Annotated in this window: 25 protein-coding genes, 7 tRNA genes and 1 pseudogene; 9 read left to right on the forward strand and 24 right to left on the reverse strand. The window is 46.4% G+C overall.

Features of this window, described 5'->3' with window-relative positions:
• The first annotated feature begins 161 nt into the window (after positions 1-161).
• Complete coding sequence (locus KVG29_RS00305) at positions 162-1,925, forward strand: Rqc2 family fibronectin-binding protein (protein WP_252225639.1); 1,764 nt, start codon at positions 162-164, stop codon at positions 1,923-1,925.
• A gap of 66 nt (positions 1,926-1,991) precedes the next feature.
• Here the strand turns inward: KVG29_RS00305 and pyrE are convergent, their stop codons facing one another.
• The 21 genes from pyrE to KVG29_RS00410 form a co-directional block, all read right to left on the reverse strand.
• Positions 1,992-2,570 carry an orotate phosphoribosyltransferase gene (gene pyrE, locus KVG29_RS00310; protein ID WP_252225640.1) on the reverse strand — a complete coding sequence of 193 codons (579 nt, stop codon included), beginning with the start codon at positions 2,568-2,570 and terminating at the stop codon, positions 1,992-1,994.
• Between the two features lie 234 nt (positions 2,571-2,804).
• Positions 2,805-3,728: a dihydroorotate dehydrogenase gene (locus tag KVG29_RS00315; RefSeq protein WP_252225642.1), complete on the reverse strand. Its 924-nt coding sequence runs from the start codon at positions 3,726-3,728 to the stop codon at positions 2,805-2,807.
• Complete coding sequence (locus tag KVG29_RS00320) at positions 3,706-4,473, reverse strand: dihydroorotate dehydrogenase electron transfer subunit (protein WP_252225643.1); 768 nt, start codon at positions 4,471-4,473, stop codon at positions 3,706-3,708. Before KVG29_RS00320 ends, KVG29_RS00315 begins: the two co-directional genes overlap by 23 nt.
• 106 nt (positions 4,474-4,579) lie before the next feature.
• Positions 4,580-7,789 (reverse strand): carbamoyl-phosphate synthase large subunit, encoded by a 3,210-nt coding sequence (carB, locus tag KVG29_RS00325; protein ID WP_252225644.1) that lies wholly within the window; start codon positions 7,787-7,789, stop codon positions 4,580-4,582.
• Between the two features lie 36 nt (positions 7,790-7,825).
• Positions 7,826-8,767 (reverse strand): orotidine-5'-phosphate decarboxylase, encoded by a 942-nt coding sequence (gene pyrF / locus KVG29_RS00330; protein WP_252225646.1) that lies wholly within the window; start codon positions 8,765-8,767, stop codon positions 7,826-7,828.
• Positions 8,768-8,830: 63 nt separating this feature from the next.
• Positions 8,831-10,120, reverse strand: coding sequence for a dihydroorotase (locus tag KVG29_RS00335; protein ID WP_252225648.1), 1,290 nt, complete (start codon positions 10,118-10,120; stop codon positions 8,831-8,833).
• Entirely contained in the window at positions 10,104-11,039 is a 936-nt protein-coding gene (locus KVG29_RS00340; RefSeq protein ID WP_252225890.1) for an aspartate carbamoyltransferase catalytic subunit, read from the reverse strand. The genes KVG29_RS00335 and KVG29_RS00340 overlap by 17 nt, the downstream gene beginning before the upstream one ends.
• Before the next feature lie 148 nt (positions 11,040-11,187).
• Complete coding sequence (gene pyrR, locus KVG29_RS00345; RefSeq protein ID WP_252225649.1) at positions 11,188-11,724, reverse strand: bifunctional pyr operon transcriptional regulator/uracil phosphoribosyltransferase PyrR; 537 nt, start codon at positions 11,722-11,724, stop codon at positions 11,188-11,190.
• 192 nt (positions 11,725-11,916) lie between these two features.
• The gene (locus tag KVG29_RS00350) at positions 11,917-12,846 is read right to left on the reverse strand and encodes an RluA family pseudouridine synthase (RefSeq protein WP_252225650.1); all 930 of its coding nucleotides are present in this window, start codon (positions 12,844-12,846) and stop codon (positions 11,917-11,919) included.
• Between the two features lie 10 nt (positions 12,847-12,856).
• Entirely contained in the window at positions 12,857-13,315 is a 459-nt protein-coding gene (gene lspA / locus KVG29_RS00355) for a signal peptidase II (protein WP_420840504.1), read from the reverse strand.
• Between the two features lie 86 nt (positions 13,316-13,401).
• Positions 13,402-13,800, reverse strand: a complete 399-nt coding sequence (locus KVG29_RS00360) for a TraR/DksA C4-type zinc finger protein (protein ID WP_252225652.1) — start codon at positions 13,798-13,800, stop codon at positions 13,402-13,404.
• Positions 13,801-13,952: 152 nt separating this feature from the next.
• Positions 13,953-14,261 carry a DUF5665 domain-containing protein gene (locus KVG29_RS00365; protein WP_252225653.1) on the reverse strand — a complete coding sequence of 103 codons (309 nt, stop codon included), beginning with the start codon at positions 14,259-14,261 and terminating at the stop codon, positions 13,953-13,955.
• 114 nt (positions 14,262-14,375) lie between these two features.
• Complete coding sequence (locus tag KVG29_RS00370) at positions 14,376-14,852, reverse strand: DivIVA domain-containing protein (protein WP_252225654.1); 477 nt, start codon at positions 14,850-14,852, stop codon at positions 14,376-14,378.
• Positions 14,853-14,889: 37 nt separating this feature from the next.
• Positions 14,890-15,195, reverse strand: coding sequence for a YggT family protein (locus tag KVG29_RS00375; RefSeq protein ID WP_252225655.1), 306 nt, complete (start codon positions 15,193-15,195; stop codon positions 14,890-14,892).
• Positions 15,196-15,206: 11 nt separating this feature from the next.
• Positions 15,207-15,692: a cell division protein SepF gene (locus KVG29_RS00380; protein ID WP_252225656.1), complete on the reverse strand. Its 486-nt coding sequence runs from the start codon at positions 15,690-15,692 to the stop codon at positions 15,207-15,209.
• Between the two features lie 18 nt (positions 15,693-15,710).
• Positions 15,711-16,400 carry a YggS family pyridoxal phosphate-dependent enzyme gene (locus tag KVG29_RS00385; protein ID WP_252225657.1) on the reverse strand — a complete coding sequence of 230 codons (690 nt, stop codon included), beginning with the start codon at positions 16,398-16,400 and terminating at the stop codon, positions 15,711-15,713.
• A gap of 7 nt (positions 16,401-16,407) precedes the next feature.
• On the reverse strand, positions 16,408-17,622 hold the full coding sequence (locus KVG29_RS00390; protein ID WP_252225658.1) for a biotin/lipoyl attachment domain-containing protein: 1,215 nt from the start codon (positions 17,620-17,622) through the stop codon (positions 16,408-16,410).
• Between the two features lie 110 nt (positions 17,623-17,732).
• Positions 17,733-18,152, reverse strand: coding sequence for an ATP-binding protein (locus KVG29_RS00395; RefSeq protein WP_252225659.1), 420 nt, complete (start codon positions 18,150-18,152; stop codon positions 17,733-17,735).
• A 155-nt stretch (positions 18,153-18,307) separates the two neighbouring features.
• Positions 18,308-19,069, reverse strand: a complete 762-nt coding sequence (locus KVG29_RS00400; protein ID WP_252225660.1) for a sigma-70 family RNA polymerase sigma factor — start codon at positions 19,067-19,069, stop codon at positions 18,308-18,310.
• Positions 19,070-19,075: 6 nt separating this feature from the next.
• Complete coding sequence (locus tag KVG29_RS12335; protein ID WP_276576317.1) at positions 19,076-19,471, reverse strand: ATP-binding protein; 396 nt, start codon at positions 19,469-19,471, stop codon at positions 19,076-19,078.
• Positions 19,468-19,785, reverse strand: coding sequence for an STAS domain-containing protein (locus tag KVG29_RS00410; protein ID WP_252225661.1), 318 nt, complete (start codon positions 19,783-19,785; stop codon positions 19,468-19,470). The genes KVG29_RS12335 and KVG29_RS00410 overlap by 4 nt, the downstream gene beginning before the upstream one ends.
• A gap of 148 nt (positions 19,786-19,933) precedes the next feature.
• Between KVG29_RS00410 and KVG29_RS00415 the strand changes: the two genes are divergently transcribed.
• The 7 genes from KVG29_RS00415 to KVG29_RS00445 all read left to right on the forward strand — a co-directional run bounded on the left by KVG29_RS00415 (position 19,934) and on the right by KVG29_RS00445 (position 20,557).
• Positions 19,934-20,010, forward strand: a tRNA-Pro gene (locus KVG29_RS00415).
• A gap of 6 nt (positions 20,011-20,016) precedes the next feature.
• Positions 20,017-20,091, forward strand: a tRNA-Glu gene (locus tag KVG29_RS00420).
• Positions 20,092-20,118: 27 nt separating this feature from the next.
• Positions 20,119-20,194 (forward strand) — tRNA-Ile (locus KVG29_RS00425).
• 7 nt (positions 20,195-20,201) lie between these two features.
• Positions 20,202-20,278: transfer RNA gene (locus KVG29_RS00430), tRNA-Asp, on the forward strand.
• 8 nt (positions 20,279-20,286) lie between these two features.
• Positions 20,287-20,362: transfer RNA gene (locus KVG29_RS00435), tRNA-Phe, on the forward strand.
• Positions 20,363-20,367: 5 nt separating this feature from the next.
• Positions 20,368-20,452 (forward strand) — tRNA-Tyr (locus tag KVG29_RS00440).
• A 17-nt stretch (positions 20,453-20,469) separates the two neighbouring features.
• Positions 20,470-20,557, forward strand: a tRNA-Leu gene (locus KVG29_RS00445).
• A gap of 322 nt (positions 20,558-20,879) precedes the next feature.
• Here KVG29_RS00445 and KVG29_RS00450 read toward each other — a convergent pair.
• On the reverse strand, positions 20,880-21,056 hold the full coding sequence (locus KVG29_RS00450; RefSeq protein WP_252225662.1) for a hypothetical protein: 177 nt from the start codon (positions 21,054-21,056) through the stop codon (positions 20,880-20,882).
• 222 nt (positions 21,057-21,278) lie between these two features.
• Between KVG29_RS00450 and KVG29_RS00455 the strand changes: the two are divergent.
• Positions 21,279-21,689: pseudogene (locus KVG29_RS00455) on the forward strand (IS1634 family transposase); the annotation flags it as partial.
• Here KVG29_RS00455 and KVG29_RS00460 read toward each other — a convergent pair.
• Positions 21,646-22,458 carry an energy-coupling factor ABC transporter ATP-binding protein gene (locus tag KVG29_RS00460; protein WP_252225664.1) on the reverse strand — a complete coding sequence of 271 codons (813 nt, stop codon included), beginning with the start codon at positions 22,456-22,458 and terminating at the stop codon, positions 21,646-21,648. The pseudogene KVG29_RS00455 and the gene KVG29_RS00460 sit on opposite strands and share 44 nt — an antisense overlap.
• Positions 22,459-23,268 carry a cobalt ECF transporter T component CbiQ gene (cbiQ, locus tag KVG29_RS00465; RefSeq protein WP_252225891.1) on the reverse strand — a complete coding sequence of 270 codons (810 nt, stop codon included), beginning with the start codon at positions 23,266-23,268 and terminating at the stop codon, positions 22,459-22,461.
• Between the last annotated feature and the right edge of the window lie 27 nt (positions 23,269-23,295).

The following is a 23,295-nucleotide window of genomic DNA, read 5'->3' on the forward strand; positions in this document are numbered from 1 at the left end:
AAGACCAACATATAGTATAATGGATTATCATAATCAGACATCATAATCCAAAGAATATCTAAAAAACCTGCCAATTGGATGTGGCAGTTTACGGTGGAGTTGAATCAATACAACGATAGGGATTCAATTCTTCAGGAAAACAACACAACAGGAGGCATAAAATGGCTTACGACGGTGTTCTATTGAGTTGCGTTATCGAAGAACTGCGCAGCAAAATACTCAACAGGCGCATAGACAAAGTTTATCAGCCAGAAAAAGACGAAATTTACCTGCACATTCGCTCCCGGGATGAAGAGCTAAAGCTGCTGCTGTCTGCCAGTGCAAATCATCCTCGTATCCACCTTACAAGGTCCACAAAACCCAACCCTTTAACGCCGCCCATGTTTTGCATGCTTCTGCGCAAGCACCTTACCGGCGGCAAAATCGTGGATATAGTTCAACCTCAAATGGAGCGAATAGCCGAAATACTCATCGAAAGTACAAATGAACTGGGAGACCTGACCATAAAGAGATTAATCATCGAAATAATGGGACGGCACAGCAACATAATACTGGTAGACGAAGACGGGAAGATAATAGACAGCATAAAGCATGTAAATGAGTCAATGAGCAGGGTTCGCCAGGTACTTCCCGGCCTTGTGTACAGTCCTCCTCCAGCCCAGGATAAAAGGAATCCTCTATCAGAAACGCCGGAGTCCTTCAAGGACCTTTTAAAATCGATGCCAACAAACAAGAAGGTCGAAAATGTCCTCTTGAACAATTATATGGGAATCTCTCCCACCACAGCCTTTGAAATTGTATATCGGGCTTTGGGCGATAAACCAATTGGACCCCAGGAGCTTTCCGAGCAGCAGCTGGAAGCGCTATGCCGATCGTTCATGTCTTTTTTTGATGAAGTAAAAAACAAGCAGTTCAGCCCCACCATGTTGAAGGATGAAACGGGTTATCCTCTGGATATCTTCCCGTTTGTTTACCAGCAGTATCCTGCCTCTATGCTGGAGAGATATTCATCGGTATCTGAAATGCTGGAGGCGTTTTATTCAGAACGGGACAAGTTGGAACGTTTGCAGCAGCGTACCTCCTATCTCTCAAAGCTTATCAAGGCCAACCTGGAGCGCTGCCAGAAGAAGCTGGCTCTGCAGCTGGAAGAGCTCCAGCAGGCCAAAGAGGCCGACAAGTTCAGGCTGTGGGGTGAACTTCTTACAGCAAACGCCCATTCCATACCAAAAGGGCTGAAGGAGGTCAGTCTGGTCAACTACTATGACCCAAACGGCTCCACCATAACCATACCGCTGGATGAAAAAAAATCGCCCATACAGAATGCCCAGGAATACTTCAAAAAATATTCCAAAGCGAAAAACACTTTGGACAAGGTTTCCAAGCAAATAGAGGAGAGCAGAGAGGAAATAGATTATTTGGAGGCACTGCTCGAAAGCCTGGAAAAGTGCACCGAAGAGTCTGATGTGGAAGAAGTGTATCAGGAACTGGCCGAGCAGGGATACATCAAAAAGACGACAAAGGAGAAAAGGCAGGCCCCTGCCCCTTCAAAACCCCATCATTTTATCTCCTCGGATGGGTTTGATATCTTTGTCGGGAAAAACAACTACCAGAACGACCGTCTCACCCTCAAAACGGCCAGCGCTAATGATATTTGGCTTCATACCAAAAACATCCCAGGCTCCCATGTAATCATAAAAACAGGTGGGCGACCAATCCCCGAAAATACGCTGGTAGAAGCCGCGTTGCTAGCGGCCTATTTCAGCAAAGGCAGGAACTCCAGCAACGTACCCGTGGACTACTGCCCGCGCAAAAACGTCAAGAAGCCCAGCGGTGCAAAGCCCGGAATGGTAATATATGAAGGATACAATACCATATACGTAACGCCATCCGATGAAAAAATACAGAACATCAGGAAGGTTAATTAACCTTCCTGATTCAATACTTCAACTGCATTGCCACACGAAAAATCGTACTATTTACAGCTATGCCTGTCATCTTCCTATATTCCGGCTGCCCGGCTTTACAAGAGGCAATCCGGTCTTGCATATCGGGCACTCCTCAGGGGCATACGACTTGACATCCATGGATATCACCGAGTGAAACTTTACCCCGAAATCTACGCTGCCCCCGCTCCTGTCCACTACAGCTCCAACACCCACTACCTCTCCGCCGCAGTTTTTCACAACCTCCATGACTTCCTTGACCGACCCGCCAGTGGTGACGACATCCTCCACCACCAGCACCCTGCTCCCCTCGGGTATTTCAAATCCCCTTCTCAAGGTCATCTTGCCATCTTCTCGCTCTGCAAATATGGTCTTTACGCCAAGGCACCTGCCCATCTCATACGAAAGGATGATGCCACCTATAGCCGGGCCCACCACTATGTCTATGCGGTCATCGTTGAACTTATCAGCCAGCGCCCTGGTTATCTCCTCGGCGTAGCGAGGATATTGAAAAACCTTGGCACACTGAAGATATTCGCCGCTGTGCCTCCCGGAGGTGAGAAGGAAGTGACCTTGAAGCAGTACCCCCGTCTCCTTAAATATCTGCAGTACCCTTTCCCTGTCCATAAATCTTTTCCCCTTTCGTTATCGTTTTGTCTTAAATTGCGCTTTTGGACTCAATTTTGATTTTACTACAAACTTAACTTTCTTAAATGTAGCTTGATAAAGTAAGGCTTATGTATGTAGTTTTCCACGCGGCAATTGATCATCCTGTACAAATTCCGCTAAAAATGATGACCTATCGTTTTTAACAAAATTTTTCTCCCATCGCCAAACTCGACTTTGCCGCCAACTTTTCTGTCAGCAAAAGCTTTTAATCTCCAGCCCGCCTATCAGCTCGTTTACATCTTCAATGCCGTTCTGTACCATATACTCTTCCAGCTGATTGACGATGTCGATACAGGCAGTAGGAGATATAAGGTTAGCGGTACCCACCCCAACGGCGGTAGCACCAGCTAAAAGAAATTCCACCACATCCTCGCCAGTGGTTATTCCCCCCATGCCAATAATGGGGATGCTGACCACCTGCGCCACCTCCCACACCATCCTGAGTGCAATGGGCTTTATCGCAGGCCCTGAAAGCCCCCCTACTATGTTTGCCAGTACCGGTCGGCGCTTTTTGGCATCTATAGCCATACCCAGCACCGTGTTGATAAGCGATATGCCATCTCCGCCAGCCTTTTCAGCTGCAATGGCAATCTCCTTTATATCGGTGACATTTGGCGTCAGCTTGACCAGCACCGGCTGTTTAGCATGCGCCTTCACGCTGCGTGTGATGTCATACACCACATCGGGATGAGTGCCGAAAGCAACGCCTCCTTGCTTGACATTGGGGCACGAGATATTGAGCTCCAGAAAATGTATTGGCACGTCCCTCAGCTTTTCGGCTATCCTGCAGTATTCATCGATGGTATTGCCGTTTATATTTACAATGATGCGCGTGTCGTACTTGAGCAGCTTGGGAAGCTCATGCTCGATAAAATAGTCAACGCCAGGATTTTGAAGCCCCACGCTGTTCAATATGCCAGAAGAGGTTTCAGCAATCCTGGGTGGCGGATTGCCCTTCCTTGGTAAAAGCGTCAGGCCTTTGACAGCTATGCCGCCCAGCATGTTTAAATCCACGTATTCGGCATACTCCCGGCCAAATCCGAAGGTACCAGAAGCAGCAATAACGGGATTTTTAAAGGAAACGCCGCATATCTTAACGCTCATTCGGGGCTTCATCCAACATCACCTCTTGGCTCCAGAACACTGGGCCGTCCTTGCACACCCTTTTATATTCGAAACCGCCATCCGGCGTACGAACAGCACACGAGCAGACAAGGCATCCCCCTATCCCGCACCCCATTCTCTCCTCCAGCGACATCTGACAGGGTACACTGTACTCCCTGGCTAATTGCTGGACAATCCTCAGCATAGGTGTCGGCCCACATGCAAACATCATATCGGGTAGCTGCTGGAGCTCTTCCCCGAGCACCTGGGTGACCAGCCCTCTTCTGCCCAGGCTGCCGTCATCGGTGGTCACCAACACGCGATCCGAAAGCATCTCAAACTCTTCAAGCCCATACACCGCCTCGCGGCTGCGAAATCCCAGCAACGCCTTAACCACCACCCCCATATCTTTCAACCGTCTCATCAATAACTTAAGAGGCGCTATGCCGCAGCCGCCACCCACCACAAGCGCGCTTTTGATTTCCCGGGAAATGGTAAAGCCGTTGCCCAGAGGGCCAAGCACATCTATAAACTGCCCGGCATTCATCCCTGAAAGAATGCGTGTCCCCTTACCCACTACCTGATACACTATTTCCACCATTCCGGTTTGTGGATGCACATCGTGTATGCTTATGGGCCGCCTGAGAAGCAGCGAGTTATCGCCCGGCACCTTTATATGCACAAACTGACCGGGATTGGCATTTAAAGCAATACCTTTAGAGAGAAATGCCATTTTATACATATGGGGTGCAATCATTGTATTCTCCACAATTTTGCACATATCTGCCCCTTTCATCATGCTAAAGGCACAAGAGGCTCCGGCTTTTATGAAAGCCGGGAGCCTCGGCACTTACCCCCTTTCATCACTCTATATCCTCCAGGGCTATAAGCTCGATCCTGGATTCATCAATATTCTGTTTCAAAATGCTCACAAAGGCGCGGGCCGTATCCAGGGAAGTCAAACAGGGGATAGAGTGTTCCACAGCCATCCTTCGTATCTTAAACCCATCGCGCTGTGGGATATGCCCTTTGGTGGGCGTGTTTATTATAATGCTTATTTTGCCCTGTTGTATATAATCGCTGATATTGGGATGGTCCTGGCTTACCTTATTCACAACGCTGGCCGCCACATAATTTGAATTGAGCACATGGGCCGTACCGCTGGTGGCAAGTATGCCAAACCCTAGATTCTCAAAGTCAGCAGCTATGGGCACAACCTCCTGTTTATCAGCGTTTGATACGGTGATCAGCACATTGCCTTCCTTTTTCAAGTTGTAACCCGCCGCCAGCAGGCCTTTGAACAGAGCCTCGGGCAACGTCCTTCCTATCCCCAGCACCTCGCCGGTGGATTTCATCTCGGGCCCCAGGCTTACCTCTACCATAGGCAATTTTTCAAACGAGAACACCGGCACTTTGACGGCCACAACGTTTTTCTCGGGATACAAACCCGTACCGTATCCTAATTCCTTCAGCTTTTGACCCATCATAGTCCTGACGGCCAGATCAACCATCGGTACCCCCGTCACCTTGCTGATATAAGGAACTGTACGGCTAGAACGTGGATTTGCTTCAATTACATATACATCTCCATTATGCTCAATGTATTGAATATTGATGAGCCCTTTAATGTGTAACGCCTTAGCCAACCTGTAAGTATAATCAAGTATGCGATCAACGGTAGATCTGGAAAGGCCTTTTGCGGGATATACGGCAATGCTGTCGCCGGAATGAATACCCGCCCTCTCTATATGCTCCATGATGCCCGGTATCAGTATGTCTTCCCCATCGCATATGGCGTCCACTTCGATTTCCTTGCCCATCAAATACTTATCCACTAAAACCGGATGCTCCTGCTTAATGCGGTTTATGATCTCCATGTATTCGACTATGGTGTCACGGTTGTAGGCGATCTCCATTCCCTGGCCGCCCAGCACATATGAAGGCCTTACCAGCACCGGATATCCCAGCTTTTCAGCTGCAGCCACCGCTTCCTCTGCAGTGAACACGGTAGTCCCTGGCGGTCTGGGAATATTCAGCTCTTCCAGAACTGCATCAAATTCCTTCCTATCTTCGGACTTGTTTATATACTCGGGCTGGGTTCCCAGTATTGTGTATCCCGCCTCATGCACGATACGTACTAACTTGATGGCCGTCTGCCCACCGAACTGTACCATAACCCCGTCTGGTCTCTCCATGTCCAGAACGTTCAGCACATCCTCAGGAGACAGGGGTTCAAAATACAGCCTATCCGAGGTATCAAAGTCGGTGCTGACTGTCTCGGGATTGTTGTTTATGATAATGGCCTGATATCCCATCTTCTTCAAAGCCCACACACAATGAACCGAGCAGTAATCAAACTCGATGCCCTGTCCTATCCTTATAGGCCCGGCACCCAACACTACAACCTTTTTGCTTTGACCTACATTAACAGCATTTTCCTGCGCGTTGTAGGTGGAATAGTAGTACGCCCCAACACCGGAGTTATCGCCGGCTCCAGTATCTATGGGCCTGTATACAGGATATATTCCCCATTCTTTTCTTTTGCTTCGCACTTCGTCGGGCTTCATACCAGTAAGCCTGCCGATGGTCGCATCAGTAAAGCCCAGTTTCTTGGCCTCAAGCAGTGTGGACCTATCCAGATTTGCTCCCTCTTGCCTTATCTCGTCTTCAAAGCGGATAATGTTGAGAATCTTGCTCAAGAAAAACGGGTCAATGGCGGTTTTTCTGTAAATCTCCTCAATTGATATGCCTCTTCGAAGCGCCTCTGCCACCACAAAAAGCCTCTCATCCGTCTTGTAATCCAGCTGCTTGACGATTTGGTCATCGTCCATCTTAGCGATGTGTTCCATATATAGATAATCCACACCCAGCTCCAGCGAGCGCACAGCCTTCAAAAGCGCCTCTTCAAAGCAGGCACCAATGGCCATGACTTCGCCGGTGGCCTTCATCTTTGTACCCAGGGCTTTATCGGCCTTCACAAATTTATCGAAAGGCCAGCGCGGGATCTTGAGCACTGTGTAATCCACCACAGGCTCGCGCGCAGCAAAAGGTCTGCCTGTTATGCTGTGCCTTATCTCTTCAAGCCTGTACCCCAGTGCGATTTTGGTTGCCACCCTTGCAATTGGGTAGCCCGTAGCTTTGGAAGCCAAAGCGCTTGAACGGCTTAACCTGGGGTTGACCTCTATGACGTAGTACTGCTGTCCGTCGACGCTCAATGCAAACTGGATATTGCACCCGCCCCTGATGTTGAGCGCATTGACTATGTTTATGGCAGCACGCCTCAGCATGGCATCTTGCTCTGGAGTCAGGGTCTGCGCAGGAGCTACCACTATGCTATCCCCTGTGTGGATGCCCACAGGGTCGACGTTCTCCATGCTGCACACGATGACGCAGTTGCCTTCTGCATCCCGTACCACCTCATATTCGATCTCCTTCCAGCCGGCCACCGATTTTTCTATAAGCACCTGGTGCGCCCTGCTCAATCGCAAACCTTCGGAAGCGATGCGCCTCAGTTCCTCGCTGTTGCTGGCCATGCCTCCACCCGTTCCCCCAAGGGTATAAGCGGGTCGTACAATGACCGGGTAGCCAATTTTTTCGGCAAATGCCAGCGCGCTGTCAACATCGTGTACCGTAAGGCTTTCGATTACCGGCTCTCCAATGGACTGCATGGTGTGCTTAAACAGCTCTCTGTCCTCGCCTTTGCGGATGGACTCCACATCGGTTCCTATGATTCTCACACCGTATTCATCTAAAAATCCTGATTCGGCCAGCTCAACGGCCAAATTAAGCCCTGTCTGCCCGCCTAAAGTGGCCAGCAGGCTATCGGGCTTTTCCTTGGCAATAACCCCTTTAAGGATTTGAGAGGTTAAAGGTTCAATATACACGTGGTCGGCCATACTGAGATCAGTCATGATTGTGGCAGGATTGCTGTTTACCAGCACAACCTCCACATCTTCTTCCTTCAGAGCCCTGCAAGCCTGAGTCCCCGCATAGTCAAACTCTGCTGCCTGTCCGATGATTATCGGTCCCGAGCCTATTACAAGAACTTTTTTGATGTTTGGGTCTCTTGGCATAATCCATCATCTCCTTTACCGTCTGCTATTTTTTGATTACCATGTCTTAATCCCATTATGTGATAGGGCAGCTTCAATTTCCTCCTTCATGCGGAGCACCTCTGCCAGTGCGGCATCTGCAAAGCACTCGGGAGAAAACTTCTCCTTCCACGGGCTTCGCCGATAGGCACATATCACGCTGCGCGAGGCATTGATGACAGCACCCAAACCATGCTCATCAAAACCACCCATTACATCCTGGATACTACCTCCCTGCGCTCCATAACCCGGTATTAAAAAGTAGGTGTGAGGCATCTCGCCCCTCAGCTCCTCGAGCTGCCGGGGGTAAGTGGCTCCTATGACGGCACCTACATGGCTGTAACCTTTTGTGCCCATGAGCTCTTTCCCCCATTCCACCACCTTCTCGGCCACCTTGTTATATAGCCTTTTCCCTTCAACCGGCAGGTCCTGGAACTCCCCCGACGAAGGGTTGGAAGTCTTAACCAGTACAAATATGCCCTTATTGTACTCCTTACAGGCCTGGATAAACGGCATCACGCCATCGGTGCCAAGATAGGGATTAACCGTTACGAAGTCCAGGTCAAAGGCTGGCATTCTACCACTTTTGAGCGGAGTTTCGCCAAGATAAGCGCTGGCATAGGCCTCGGCAGTAGAGCCGATATCGTTTCTCTTGATATCCCCTATGACTATCAGGCCTTTTGACTTGGCGTACTGCGCCGTAAGCCTGAAGGCCTCCATCCCCGGTGGGCCGTACATCTCATAATAGGCTACCTGTATCTTGACGGCAGGAATATGCTCATATACCGCGTCAATGATGGCCTTGTTGAATTCAAATATGGCGCTGGCGGCCACCTCAAAGAGCGATGCCCCGCTACACCTTTCCACCACGTGGTCAGGAACATACTCAAGCCGTGTATCCAGCCCGACCACCGTGGGATTCCTCTTTTTAATAATCTGTTCTATGAGCTTATCTATCAAATGCATTCACCCCCCATCTATCTAATTTCGTTTTACCGCATCACCAGGGTGTTTTATAGACCTTTAAACGATTACTCTCTCATCCTTCATGACTATCCTGCCATCCACGATGGTATGGATAACTTTGCCTTTTAAAGTATGGCCATGGAAAGGCGAGTTCTTGCCCTTGGAATAAAATTTCGAAACATCAACGGTGTATTCCCTATCGAGGTCAACCACTATTATGTCTGCAGGTTTTCCAACCCCTATGGTGCCCGCATCTATATTCAATATATCAGCTGGCCCTTTACTCATCTTTTGTACCAGCTCCACCATAGAAAGAATCCCCGTCTCGACCAAATTGGTATAGGCAAGCGAAAATGCCGTCTCAAACCCCGATATGCCATTGGCAGCCAGGCCGTACTCCACTTCTTTGTCGTCCCGGTGGTGAGGTGCATGGTCGGTGGCGATGATATCGATGGTCCCGTCCTTTAGCCCCTGTTTTATGGCCTCCACATCGTCATCGGTACGCAGAGGAGGGTTCACTTTAGCGTTGGCATCGTATCCATCCACCCACGCATCAGTTGCTGAGAAATAGTGAGGTGCGGTTTCACAGGTAACCCTCACGCCTCTTCTCTTGGCCTGGCGGATCAGCTCCACCGAGCCTCTGGTGCTCACATGTGCGATGTGTATGGGAGCGTCCAGCGTCTCAGCCAGTATGATGTCCCTTGCCACCATGACCTCTTCTGCAGCCCGGGTTATGCCTTTGAGCCCCAGCACCGTCGACATATACCCCTCGTTCATGACACCGTCCCCAACCAGCGATAAATCCTCACAGTGCGAGATTATAAGCATATCGAGGCCTTTGGCGTACTGAAGGGCCAGCCTCATCAGGTGGGAATTCATGATGGGCCTGCCGTCGTCCGAAAGGGCTACAGCCCCTGCCTCTTTGAGTTCCCCCATCTCTGTGAGCTCTTCGCCTTTTTGTCCTTTTGTGACGGCTGCTATGGGATAAACCTTGACCACGCCTTTAGCCATGGCTATTGACTTTATATAATTTACCATAGCTGCACTGTCTACCACGGGGTTGGTATTGGCCATACACGCAACACTGGTAAAACCACCTGCGGCGGCGCTCCTGGTCCCCGAACCTATATCCTCCTTGTATTCAAATCCTGGCTCTCTTAAGTGACAGTGAGCATCCACCAATCCCGGCAGCACCCATTTGCCAGCAGCATCGATAACTTCATCAGCCGTATTTTCTATATCTTTCCCTATATTGATGACCTTCCCTTTGTCAATCAATATATCCGCTTTATAGGGTACAGCCAAGATCCCATCAACCACCATCCCGTTTTTAATGCACAGCATCATGATTCCTCCTCGTCAAGAGATATAGAAGCGCCATGCGGATAGCCACTCCGTTGGTCACCTGTTCATTGATTACAGACTGCGCTCCATCCACCAAATCTGACGATATCTCCACACCCCTGTTTACCGGACCAGGGTGCATAATCAGGGCATCCTTCTTGGCAAGCCGTATCCGTTCCTCGGTTATGCCAAACAGATGCATGTACTCCCTAAGAGAAGGCAGCAACCCTTTCTGCTGGCGCTCTCTTTGAAGCCGCAGCCCCATGACCACATCCGCCCCTCTTATGGCTTCCTCGACTCTGTAAAAAACCTTAGCTCCCATTTTTTCAATATCAGGCGGCATAAGAGTGGGAGGGCCGGCCACCCTTACCTCGGCTCCCATGGTGGTGAGCCCCCATATGTTGCTGCGCGCCACCCTGCTGTGCAGTATATCTCCTATTATGGCTACCTTCAAACCATCTATGGCCCCTTTCTTTTGCTTCATGGTAAACATATCGAGCAGCGCCTGGGTTGGGTGTTCGTTGATTCCGTCGCCGGCATTAATAACCGACGCCAATACATGTTTTGCCAGAAGGTGAGGCGCCCCCGACATTGGATGACGAATAACGATGACGTCAACCCCCATGCTTTGAATGGTTTTCCCCGTGTCTATCAAGCTTTCTCCCTTGGCAACGCTGCTGGACGAGACTGCAACGCTGGCTGTGTGTGCTCCCAGATATTTGGCCGCAAATTCAAACGAGAACCTTGTCCTGGTGCTGTTTTCATAAAACAGCGTTACCATCGATTTGCCCTGTAGATGCGACACCTTTTTGACGTCGCTCAAAAGAATGGATTTCATCTTTTCAGCCGTCGTCAGTATTTCCTCAATCTCCTCTCTGGTCAATCCTCTAAGGCCCAGCAAGTCCTTTCGCTTTAATGCCATTATCTCACCCACCAAAATTCAAGATTTATTTGATTTACTGTCGCCCGCTTTTGGGCATCAAAAAATGCCTTGATAGAAGGCTATCAAGGCATGTAAAACCCGGTGCAATTCCCTTGACAGCCTCACAGGACTGTATTAAAGGGAATTTTTAAGGTTCGGCTATGATAACTTTGTTTATACCATCAACCTCAGCAACATATACGTATACCTTTTCGTTTATTGATGTGGGAACGTTTTTCCCCACGTAATCCGCCCTTATAGGCAGCTCGCGATGTCCCCTGTCCACTAAAACCGCAAGCTGGATGGCTTTGGGCCTGCCCAAATCAATCAGAGCATCCATGGCTGCTCGGGCCGTCCTCCCCGTAAACAGCACATCATCGACCATTACCACGATTTTGCCATTCACATCAAACGGGATATTCGTGCTGTTAATTACGGGCTGTTCTGGTTGTAAGGATAGGTCATCGCGATACAGCGTTATGTCCAGTACGCCAACGGGAATTTCCTGACCTTCATATTGTTGTATCTTCTTGGCCAACCTCTGAGCCAACGGTACCCCCCTGGTCTGTATACCCACCAGTACCACATCTTCGATGCCCTTGTTGCGTTCTATGATCTCATGGGCTATTCGCGTAAGAGCCCTGTTCATGGCCGCTTCATCCATAATCAGCGCCTTTTGAACCATGGTCCAGCTCACCCCTTTTTACAAAAAAAGACATCTCACCGATCGGTAAGACGTCCTTTGCACACGTACCATCCCAGATACAATTTTGCGCAAACTACACCTCAACACCTTACCGACCTCACAGGATCGATTTAAAGGCCAAATCAATTTTTTATAGTATAACATAAACACACCCGAGTGTCCATACCCTTTTTAATTTTTTGTATAATTTCTTCGCAGGATATCAAGCAGGTTTTCAAAGTATTCGGGCAGGGGCGCTTCAAACTCCATATACTCTCCAGTAGAGGGATGGATAAGCCCTAGCTTCTTTGCATGAAGGACCTGTCCCTTTAAATTAAATTTTTGCTTTCGAGAACCGTAAACGTTGTCGCCCACCACGGGATGGCCTATATACGCCATGTGCACCCGTATCTGATGGGTTCTGCCAGTTTCAAGCCTGGCCTCGACAAGGGTATATTCGCCAAACCGTTCAAGCACCTTAAAATGCGTAATCGCCGGTTTTGCAGTAGGCGCATTCAGCACTGCCATCTTTTTGCGGTTGGTGGGATGGCGCCCTATTGGAGCATTTATAACCCCTTTGTCCTCTTTTATGTTTTTTTCCACAATGCACCAGTAAATCCTCTTTAAAGTTCTGTCTTTGATCTGTTGCGCCAGGCTGCGGTGCGCAGCATCATTCTTGGCAACCACCAGCAAGCCCGAGGTATCCTTGTCCAGGCGGTGGACAATCCCCGGCCGGATCACGCCGCCAATCCCGGACAGCTCATCGCAAGAGTAGAGCAGCGCATTGACCAGTGTACCCGAATAATTCCCTGGTGCGGGGTGTACCACCATCCCCTGGGGCTTATTGACCACCACTATATCATCGTCTTCGTATACTATATCCAGCTCCAAGGGTTCGGGCTGAAGGGATATCTCCTGCGGCGGCGGTATGGTCACATCTATGATGCACCCGGACTTTACCTTAAAATTAGGCTTTACCTTTTCGCCGTTTACCAGCACAAGCCCGTCCTTTATTAGCTTTTGAATGTATGAACGCGAATGTTCAGGAATCTTTTCGGTCAAAAAGACATCGATTCTCTTTTTGTCATCTGCTTGCGCAATTTCAAACCTCAAAGTTTCCATAAGCGAACACCTAACTGAGCTGCCTTTCTCTTGAATCTGCCATAAACAATATATAATAGGCAAGCAATATGGTACCTATCACCACGAATGAATCGGCCACATTGAAGACAGGGTAATCTATAAGTACAAAATGCAGCATATCCACCACATATCCCAACCGCAGCCTATCAATTAGATTGCCTATAGCCCCACCCAGTATCATGGAAAGCGCAATGGTGAGTACTATGTTCTCTTGCCTGCGTGCAAATAGATAATATGCTATTACTGCACTGACTACAACCGTCAATACTATAAAAAGCCATCTCTGATTTTGCAAGATGCCGAATGCGGCACCCCTGTTTTCCACGTAGGTAAAATGAAATACATTTTGTACCAAAGGGATAGACCCCACTGGCTTAAGATAGGTCTTGGCGAGATATTTGGTAACCTGATCAAGGGCCACTATGAAAGCCACGATAAATACCTGCAGCATGGTGCTCCCCTTCCATAGACTTCTTTACACTGTATTACATTATACCATAAGGTGAAGCACCTTTCATAGCAAGTTTTCATAAATTAGGCCCAGTTGGTATTAATCTGCTCTTCAGCCTCTTTCTTCTGGCAGTTGATACAAAGCTTGGCAGTTGGATAGGCATCCAGGCGTTCAAAGCCTATCTCCTTGCCGCAGTATAAACATATCCCGTAGCTTCCCCTCTCTATCCTTTGTAGGGCATCGCGTATATCGCCAAGGTATTCTAGTTGGTGATTGCGCAAGGAGACGTACTTTTCCTGCTCAAAGGTTTCGGTCCCTAAATCGGCAGGATGATTATCGTACTTGGATAACTCCTCTATGCTGTTCCCTATGGAATCATCCACCCCAAAATTGTTCTTCTTAAACTCATTAAGCATAGACTCAACTTTTTGCTGTTCGTCCAGCAACTTTTTCTTAAGGTATTTTATTTCATAATCCTTCATAAGCCTCTTTTCCCCCTTCTTCTAGGTCTCCTTTTTAGGTTTTACGTTGTAAGTTTCTAATTGTAGATTACAGACACATTGCTATTTTCCCCGACAAATCCGTACATCAGTCAATACTCCTCAATTTTAAATCTTGAACCTTTTAAAGCCGTTCACAGGTGTTGCTTGACGATTTTAACTATTTCTGCTATAAATCCACCTATTATAGGCAAATTTTCATTAGCCAGCCGGGTCAAAAAATACAGTGCCACGGCGCCAAGCAGGGTAAACCCCACAGCCATTCCAAACCCTCTTGCCAAGCCGGCTATGAAATTGGTGCGTATCACCCTCCGGGTATCATTTAGATATTCTATATACTCTCCAAACCTCATCTTCTCAAGAGTCCTGGCAATCTCCTCTATCTTTGAATAAGCTTGCTGCTTTGTGTCCTCCTCATTATTTGTCCGACAATCCCTTTCCATGTTGTATCATCTCTCCAAAAAACATAAAAGGGGATACTGAAAAAAGTATACCCCCTCGTAGCACTTTTTATCCTCGCCATATTACTTCATCAACAACGATATAGCACGCTGATTTTAAGCACCAGCCTGATCCTCAACAGATGGCAATTCTGTTTCCCTTTCTATCGTTTTAAGATACTCCTGCAAAAGCGTTTTAAACCTGGTTTTGAATACCTGCATTTGCTTTCTGGTCTCTTCATATTCCATTCGTATTTTTACCACCTGCTCATTGGCGTCCTGTATGATCTTCTGCGCCTTCTGTTCGGCCTCTCTGATGATCAGCTCGGCATTCTTATGCGCCGAGGCCGTCACCTCCTCTGCGGTTTTTTGTGCCGTAACCAGTGTCTCCTTCAGGGTGCTCTCCATGGACTTGTAGTATTCCAGCTGTTCCTTTAAAAGGCCAATACGCTCCTTAAGTTCAAGGTTTTCTTTATAAAGCTTTTCAAAATCCTGTACAACTTCATCCAGAAACTGATCTACTTCATCCTCGTCATAACCTCTGAAGCTTCGGGAAAATTCCTTATTGTGAATATCCATAGGCGTCAACGGCATAATCAATATCCTCCCCTCTTAGATTGCCACAAAAACGTTAAAAAAACGCTGCCCTGTACTTCAAAAAGTTTTCCACAACCTCTATGATCTGCTGCAGAATCATTATTGCCAAATAGGCAAAAAGTGGCGAAAAATCTATGGGAAATCCCGAGGTATTCAGCCTATCGGTTAGCCTGCGAAAAGGGCTGACCACAGGTTCTACTACCCGCATAACGAAGGATCGAACGGGATGGGTTGGATCTATAAACCACGACATAAGGGCATTGATGACAATTAACCACGAAAGTATGTTCAGGAACCATCGTATGCCCCGCAGTACATATATGATTCCCCAGTATATCAATGTCACTCCCCCTATTCTGTTTCCTCTTCCTTGATGTTTGCCAGCGTATAAAAGCTCTTGCCCTTCAATTCTTCAGGAATGTTACCCACAATGTCGATATTGCTGGGCGCCAGCACAAATATGCCTCTGGACACTTTTTGAATGGTCCCATCGAGAGCATACACCGCCCCACTTATGAAATCCAGCACCCTTTGGGCCAGAGCTGTATCCAGCGCCTCCAGGTTAACTACAATGGGCTTTCTGTTCTTTAAATTATTGATAATAATCTGAGTATCTTCAAATGAGGTAGGCTGATATATGACCACTTTTACATAAGACGAAGTATGTATATTGACAACTTTGCCTTTCTTTTGTCTAGACCAAAATGACGGCTCCTCCAACTCCTGATCTTGATTTTGTTCCTCAGCTTCAGGTTCACCGGCTTCCGGGTTTTCCTCTATCACGGTTTCTTCCAACCCAATTAAGTTTAAAATCTTGTTAAATATACTGCCCGCCATAAAAATTCCTCCTCTTCTCTAAACATATCTTTCCCCAAAGATTGCCCTGCCAATCCTCACGATATTGGCACCTTCTTCAATGGCCACCTCAAAATCATTGGTCATCCCCATCGATAGATATTCCATATCAATATAAGGATATCTCCTCTCCTTTATTTTTTCGAACAGCTCTTTGAGCCGTGCAAAATAAGGGCGTGCAGATTCAGGGTTACTTGACAACGGCGCTATGGTCATCAATCCCTTTACCCGTATATGCTCGAACGGTTCCAACCGCTCGATAAAGCTTTCAAGCTCCTCTTCAAAGATGCCCGACTTTGTGGATTCCTTGGATACGTTAACCTGTATTAAAACAGGAATGACCCTGTTTACTGTCGCCGCACGCCTGTCCAGCTCCTTTGCCAGGGAAATGCGATCAAGCGAATGTATCAAGTCTACCTTGTCTATTATATATTTCACTTTGTTTGTCTGCAACGTTCCAATCAGATGTCTCTTTACCTCGGCGGGAATAAATTCGTGCTTTTTTACAAACTCCTGCACCCTATTCTCGCCAATATGCCGTATGCCGGCATCGATTGCCTCCATTATCCTGCCCACCTCAACGGTTTTAGTGACAGCAACAACCGTAATATCTTCGGGTGCCCTATTTGCCCTATGGGCAGCTTCGGCGACTCTATCCAATACCCTCTTCACATTGTATTGTACGTCCATTGCCAAATCACCTCTCAATGCGAACTTTGGCATGAAGCTCCAGCTGTTTGGATTCCCCTTTCTCGGAAATTATAGCATTATCACCATCAGACGCCACCATTTCTACCGGAACAAAAGCTTCTGAATCCTCCTGAATCACCCTTATCCCCTTTTCTCCCCGCCGAGTAACAACAGCGCCGGCAGGCACCATAAACCCCTGAAAATTCTTGCTTATCTCTACTTTTACGCTTCTCTTATTGATGAAATCCTCGACCTTCTCATTAAACTCCACTATCACAAGGGTTTCACTTTTCCCTTGGACAATGCGATGTACCCTGCCTGTGATGGCTTGCATCTGAGGGCCTATAAAGCTTACATCCACCTCTTGCCCTTCTGCATAGTTGATTCGCGGCTTTGATATCAGGCACGCTGCGTACCACTTACCGGGCTGTACGATTTTGAAAAACGGTTGATCAGCTTTTGCATCTTCTCCGCTATCTACTTGTTCCACCACATCTTTACCATAAAAGCTCTTGAAATCCTCAATTGTAATATAATTTACTGCTTTTGCCCCCAGAATGTCCTCCATACCGTCCAAAGAAAAGCTTATGAAGCCGGACTCCGGAGCCACCAGTTCCACTTTCCACTCTTCAAGCTGCTTGTTAAGCTCAGCCTCTTCCTTGTAAAGCCGTTCCAGATAAGGGTCGGATCCCATCTTCTGGTCGAGCACCTTTTGCCGGCTGGCAAACAGCGAACGAAGCCTTTTTTCGTAATCATCCAGTTTGTCCAGCTGCAAATCCCTTACCGCAACCTGAATAGATGCAACTGTACCGACTATATCCTTCTCCACCTTCTCCAAATCCTTATCGATGATCTCCTGCACTATATTTTCCTGCTGATAGAGCAATATCTTCTCCTGCACGTTGTAGAGCTGGTACACCAGCTCTTCCTTGTAATTGGCTTTATATAAAACGGCCACAGGAGCCTCTTTCTCCACTGATTCACCTTCAGCTACCAAAAAGTTAACCCGCCCGTACTCAGGAGCATCATACACGCTTTCCTGCCGGATTACCAGAGCATCGCCCCTATCCTTTAACAATATTTCTCCATACTGCACGATACCGTAAACCGGCGTACGAGTGGAGGCATGTATGAGGTAATAACAGCCCATTATGACCGTAAACAAAAAAACAAAAAAGCGAAAGCGTACCCTTCTTCTGCCAATTACAAGGCCCTTACCCATAACTCCAATCCCTTCAAAGTTATTCTACTATATTTTCTATTTCTCCGCAAAACAAAAAAATCCTCCAAAAATAAAAATATTCTGATTGCAGCGAATCAGTTTATATCCCCTTATGACTTTATGGATTTCTTTACGCTAATCCAGCTGCCATTCTTGCTGAATTTAATATCATCACATATGCTCTGCACTATTTTAAGTCCCCTCCCCCTTTCCAAAAGCAAAAAAGAATCACAGGGGAAAATACCTCTTTCTATTTCCCTGTAATTAAAACCCCTTCCCTGATCCCTTATACATATGGATACGGTATTATCATCCAGCGCATGGACAATCACTGTCAATACCTTGTCATCAAAGCACTTATTCCCGTGGACAATGCCATTGACGATAAGTTCATTGATTATGAGGCGGAATTCATAATCCTCTTCTTCCTCCAGGTGATGCCAAGCCTCTATACAATCCATTATTTCCCTTACCAGCCCTCTGACCATCTGTGGATTAGCCCCTACAATTTCCTTTTTAAACAACAACATCTCCGGCACTACCTCCAAAAACTGGTGCTGCTCAAATTCAATTGACTGATTTAAATCGTTTTACTCAATAAAACGTGGCTCCTTAATTATATAACTACCCTTCTTTATAGCATTTAAACAAAACAATTGTAATCATTTTACATCAAAGCGATCACTCAGATGCTGTTTTTAAACATGTGTTTGAGCTTCCTCAAAATTTTTCGTTCAAGCCTGGAAACATACATCTGCGAAACGCCCATCTCTTCCGCTATATCCTTCTGGCTTCGCTGATTATAAAAACGTTCGTATATGATCTTTTTCTCCACATCATTTAGCTTGTCCATGACGCTGTCGATAAAGTCTCTATTTTCAACGTTTATATAGCCATTCTCCTCATGACCTATTACTGCTGACAGGTCAGTTTCATTATCTTCGTCTATATAATAATCCAGCGAAAGAGGATTGGTCTTTTGATTGGATTCCATCAGCTCCAAAACCTCTTCAGCGGTCACATCCAAATACTCGGCAAGCTCCTCGGGTTTGGGCGAACGCCCAAGAGTAGCTGAAAGATGTGCCCTGGCTTCCTCCAGCTTTTTGAGCATCTCGCTCTCCTTCCTGGGCAGCCGGATTATTCTGCTTCTGTCGCGGAAATAGTTCTTTATCTCTCCAATTATGGTAGGAGTTGCAAAGCTGGAAAACTTATAGCCCTTGTTTATATCATAACGCTCCAGAGCCTTTATCAAAGCCAGCGAAGCCACCTGATACAAATCGTCAAAGTCGATTCCCCGGTTGGCAAACTTCTTGGCTATTATTTCGGCAATATATAAATATTTCTGCACCAAAAGGTTTCTCAGCTCTATGTCCCTGGTCTTACAATACTCCTTCAGCAAAGCTTCCAAATTTTCGGCACCTGACTTTGTAGATGTCTGTACGCTCATTAAAAACTAACCCCCAAATTTTTTGTACATCTTTATACCCCTTAAAAATCCATTATCGATTGCTTTCTCTACTCCATCCATAAGGGACTCCATTATATAAAAGCTGAGTTCTGACTGCTCATTGTTCGAAAACAGCACATCTTGATGAGCGGCTTCAGATGCAAATATATCAATCCATATGCCCTCCTCCTTGTCCACCTTAAACTCAAGCTCCAACCACTCTATGCCCTTGTCATGGTTCATCATAAAGGTCCCAGCCTCAGACACCGCCAGCTTTATATCCTCAATCTCATCTACATCAAAACCAGCCCGGCTGGCCACCGCTGAAGTCGTCAACCGTATGACCAGCATATACTCAGGCTTTGCTGGCACCCTTAAATAGACGCTGTCCATGTTCATCATTCCTGCACCTCAATCAAAAATATTTTATCAAGCCCGGTGATTGTAAAAATTTTCTTAATGTAAGGTTTCAAATTCCTTATGGATATACTGCCGTTGTTGTCCTTCACTCTCTTCAAAACCCCGATCAGCACGCCCAATCCAGTGCTATCGATGTACTTAAGGCCCTGGCAGTCTATCACTATGCTTGAGTTATGCTGGTCCAAAAGGCTGTGAAGGACCTCCTTCAGCTGGGGTGCATTGTATACGTCCACCTCGCCTGATAAAGAAACTTCCCACGTATTGGTAGAGGGATTGTAATTGTGGGTTATGTTCATGCAATCCTCCCCTTTCTTCCAAAGCATAGTTATCCGTCTGTAATTATACCATATCGGAACAACAAAAATAAAAAAATTTTTCCCTCTTGACAGAATAATTTAAATGCTGTATATTAATATTTGCCTTCGGAAAGTGACTCAAAAGAGTCGGGGTGTGGCGCAGCTTGGTAGCGCACGTGCTTTGGGAGCATGGGGCCGGGGGTTCAAATCCCTCCACCCCGACCAGAGAGCGGCCCCTTGGTCAAGTGGTTAAGACACCGCCCTTTCACGGCGGTAACAGGGGTTCGAATCCCCTAGGGGTCACCACAAATGAATAAAACAAGAGATTGATATGGGCCTTTAGCTCAGCGGTCAGAGCAGCCGGCTCATAACCGGTTGGTCCGGGGTTCGAATCCCTGAAGGCCCACCATAAATGCGGCCCGGTAGTTCAGCTGGTTAGAACGCTAGCCTGTCACGCTAGAGGTCGAGGGTTCAAGTCCCTTCCGGGTCGCCAATTAAAAAGCCTCGGTAGCTCAGTTGGTAGAGCAGCGGACTGAAAATCCGCGTGTCGGTGGTTCGATTCCGCCCCGAGGCACCAAACGTGGAGGGGTGCCCGAGTGGTCAAAGGGGGCAGACTGTAAATCTGTTGGCGCAGCCTTCGGTGGTTCGAATCCATCCCCCTCCACCATAATAAATAAATAGCGTGCGAAAGTGGTGGAATTGGCAGACGCGCTAGATTCAGGGTCTAGTGGGCTTCAAGCCCGTGGGGGTTCGAGTCCCCCCTTTCGCACCAGTAAAATCAAGGGTTCCGGGGTTTTCAAAATCCCGGAATTTATTATATTCAGGACTATAAATGAGCAAATTTACTAGAAATATTTACCATTACAAGAAGCTAGTATACCCTTATGCAATCTTTAGTAATTGGAAAATCTGATCTAAGGGGGTTCCCGCCTGAACTTGCATATAAATCCAGGCTATTTGGTTTTGTTTAATCTCCTTGCGAGAGAGCTTAAGCCGCTTAGAAAAGTTGAGTACATCACCGCTTACTTCAAGTTCACAATAAACATAGGTAAGCATGAGTAGTACAAAGTATCTCCTTATGCTTCTTTCATTTTTTACCTGACAATCATCAAGGCCCAGGTACCTCTTGCTTTCTCTAAAAATGTCTCTATTGGCCACCTGTGAACGTAATGATTTAGCAAGCTTTGGGCATCTATATTAGGATCAAGGCTTATAAATGCTTTCAATGCTTTCTCGTTGAAAATGGCATTCTTATTAGCATCATAGCACATATGAAAGCTATAACATGTTTAATCTGACTTTTTGTTTTTTTGTGATAATTTAATTATAACAAAGAATGACATAGATATTTTAATTTTTATATACCTTTTTATGTGGTTTATTCCTGTGATTTTGCTCATTTATAGTTAATAGGATTAATCAGAGGGATAATTCGCCAGGGGGTGGGTCAATTCCTTTTCGTTGCTCCTGGGTCAATTATACACCGGCGGTGACATCCTGGATGGAGGATACTGGCAGAATATAAAGGGCAAAGTTCAATAGAGCAGGCATTTAAGTTTTTAAAAAGTCCAGTGTACTTAGGGCCAGTATATTTGAAGAAACCTGAGCGAGTAGAAGCGCTGGGATGTGTATTTATACTTGTTTTACTGATAGCGAGTTATTTAGAGTACAGAGTAAGGAAGGCATTGAGGGAGAGGGGAGAATATTATATTCAGCCAAATGGTCAAAAATCGACTCGACCATCGGTTAGGACTATACTTGAGGTATTGGAGACAGTATTGGTTATATATTTCAATGGTGATCTGTATTTGCCAAATGATACTTCACCAAAGATATTGAAGATGCTAGAATGGTTGGGATTTAGTCCTGACATTTACACGAAAAAGATAAATCCCATTTTTTAACATGCGAAATGTGGGATTTAAAAGTCCCACATACAGGACAATTTTGAAGAGAAAGAGGTATTTCCAGCCCACAGCTCTCCAGCAATTCTTTGTTGAACAAAATCTCCTCCGTGATTCCATCCGCCGCTATTTCACCTTCATTTAACACAATCACCCTTCTGCAGGTCTCAAGCACCATATCCAAATCATGGCTGGCGATTATCTTTGTATGTTCAAAGTTTTTTAGCAAATTTATTACTCTCCGTCTTGATTTAGGGTCAAGGGCAGACGTTGGCTCATCCATTATCAATATATCGGGTTGCATAGATAAAACAGATGCAATTGCAGCTACCCGTTTTTCTCCACCTGATAATTTAAAAGGCGCTCTATCCCTAAGATGAGGTATCCCCACCATTTCCAACGCTTTTTCTGCTCTAATCTTTACTTCGTCCTCATCAAGCCCGTAATTTCGCGGCCCAAAAGCCACATCATCATAAACAGTGGTCATAAACAGTTGATCATCAGGGTTCTGAAAAACGAACCCTAATCTCTGGCGTATAGCGGGTAACGTCTTTTTTGTCAACCTAACATCTCCAACCAGCACTTCTCCGCGACTTGGAAACAAAATGCCCATAAGCAGCATCAATAGCGTAGACTTTCCAGCCCCATTAGCACCAATCAACCCTACAGATTCTCCGTGATAAATAGTAAAAGACACGTTTTTCACGGCCTCATGTCCATCCGGATATGAAAAATACAAACTTCTAGCTTCAAGTTTATGATGACTCATCTATCTACCCACTCCTGTAAACAACGCTCCTATTAATACGGCGATATTGTAGATCCTAGCAATAATAAAGAACAGGCTCCATGCCGCAAAGTATACGAAATCCCTAAACTTTATCTTCGGTACATCACCGGCATTATACTCACCCGTAAAGCCTCTTAAGCTCATTGCTTGATATATCCGCTGTGCCCTGTCAAAAGCCCTAAGCAACATCTGGCCTAAAAAAGAACCTAAATCATTTATCTTTACCCCTTTTTGGCCTGGCGCCCTCAGGGAATACGCTCGCACCATCCTTAGAGACTCTTCAATCAGCAACCATATATATCGGTAGGTCAATAAAAGCTGCAGAGCAAAAATTCTAGGAATTTTAAGCATCCGCAGTGCAATGGCCAGTCTGTCCATCCCCGTGGTTGCTACCAATAAAATGCTGACCGTCACCGCTAAGCTGCATTTTATGAAAATGGACAAAAAAGTAAGCCATCCCCTTGAAACAACAATGTCACCAAACACAACTATATAATTGTCAAATAACGGATTTAATATTCCAATCCCTATAATCAAAGGCTCAACAAGCAATACTCTTTTCAGAATCGGAACCACCGGTATCTCGGCAAAAGAAAGAATGAATACAGGATAAAAGACAAAAGGCAAAAGAGCGCTAACCTCATGCCTTTCAAACGATGCAAGCACAGCCACATAAACAATGGTGGTAAGCAGTTTTATCAGCGGATGAATGCTATGTATAAATGTCTTTTTTCTAGCCAGGTCATCCAGCAACCTTATGTTATATAACGAATTTATGATGTTCGACATACAGACCATTCCCAAAGGTAAAATATT

The sequence above is a fragment of the Caldicoprobacter algeriensis genome, from assembly GCF_023838525.1.
GTDB classification, from domain to species: Bacteria; Bacillota; Clostridia; order Caldicoprobacterales; family Caldicoprobacteraceae; genus Caldicoprobacter; species Caldicoprobacter algeriensis.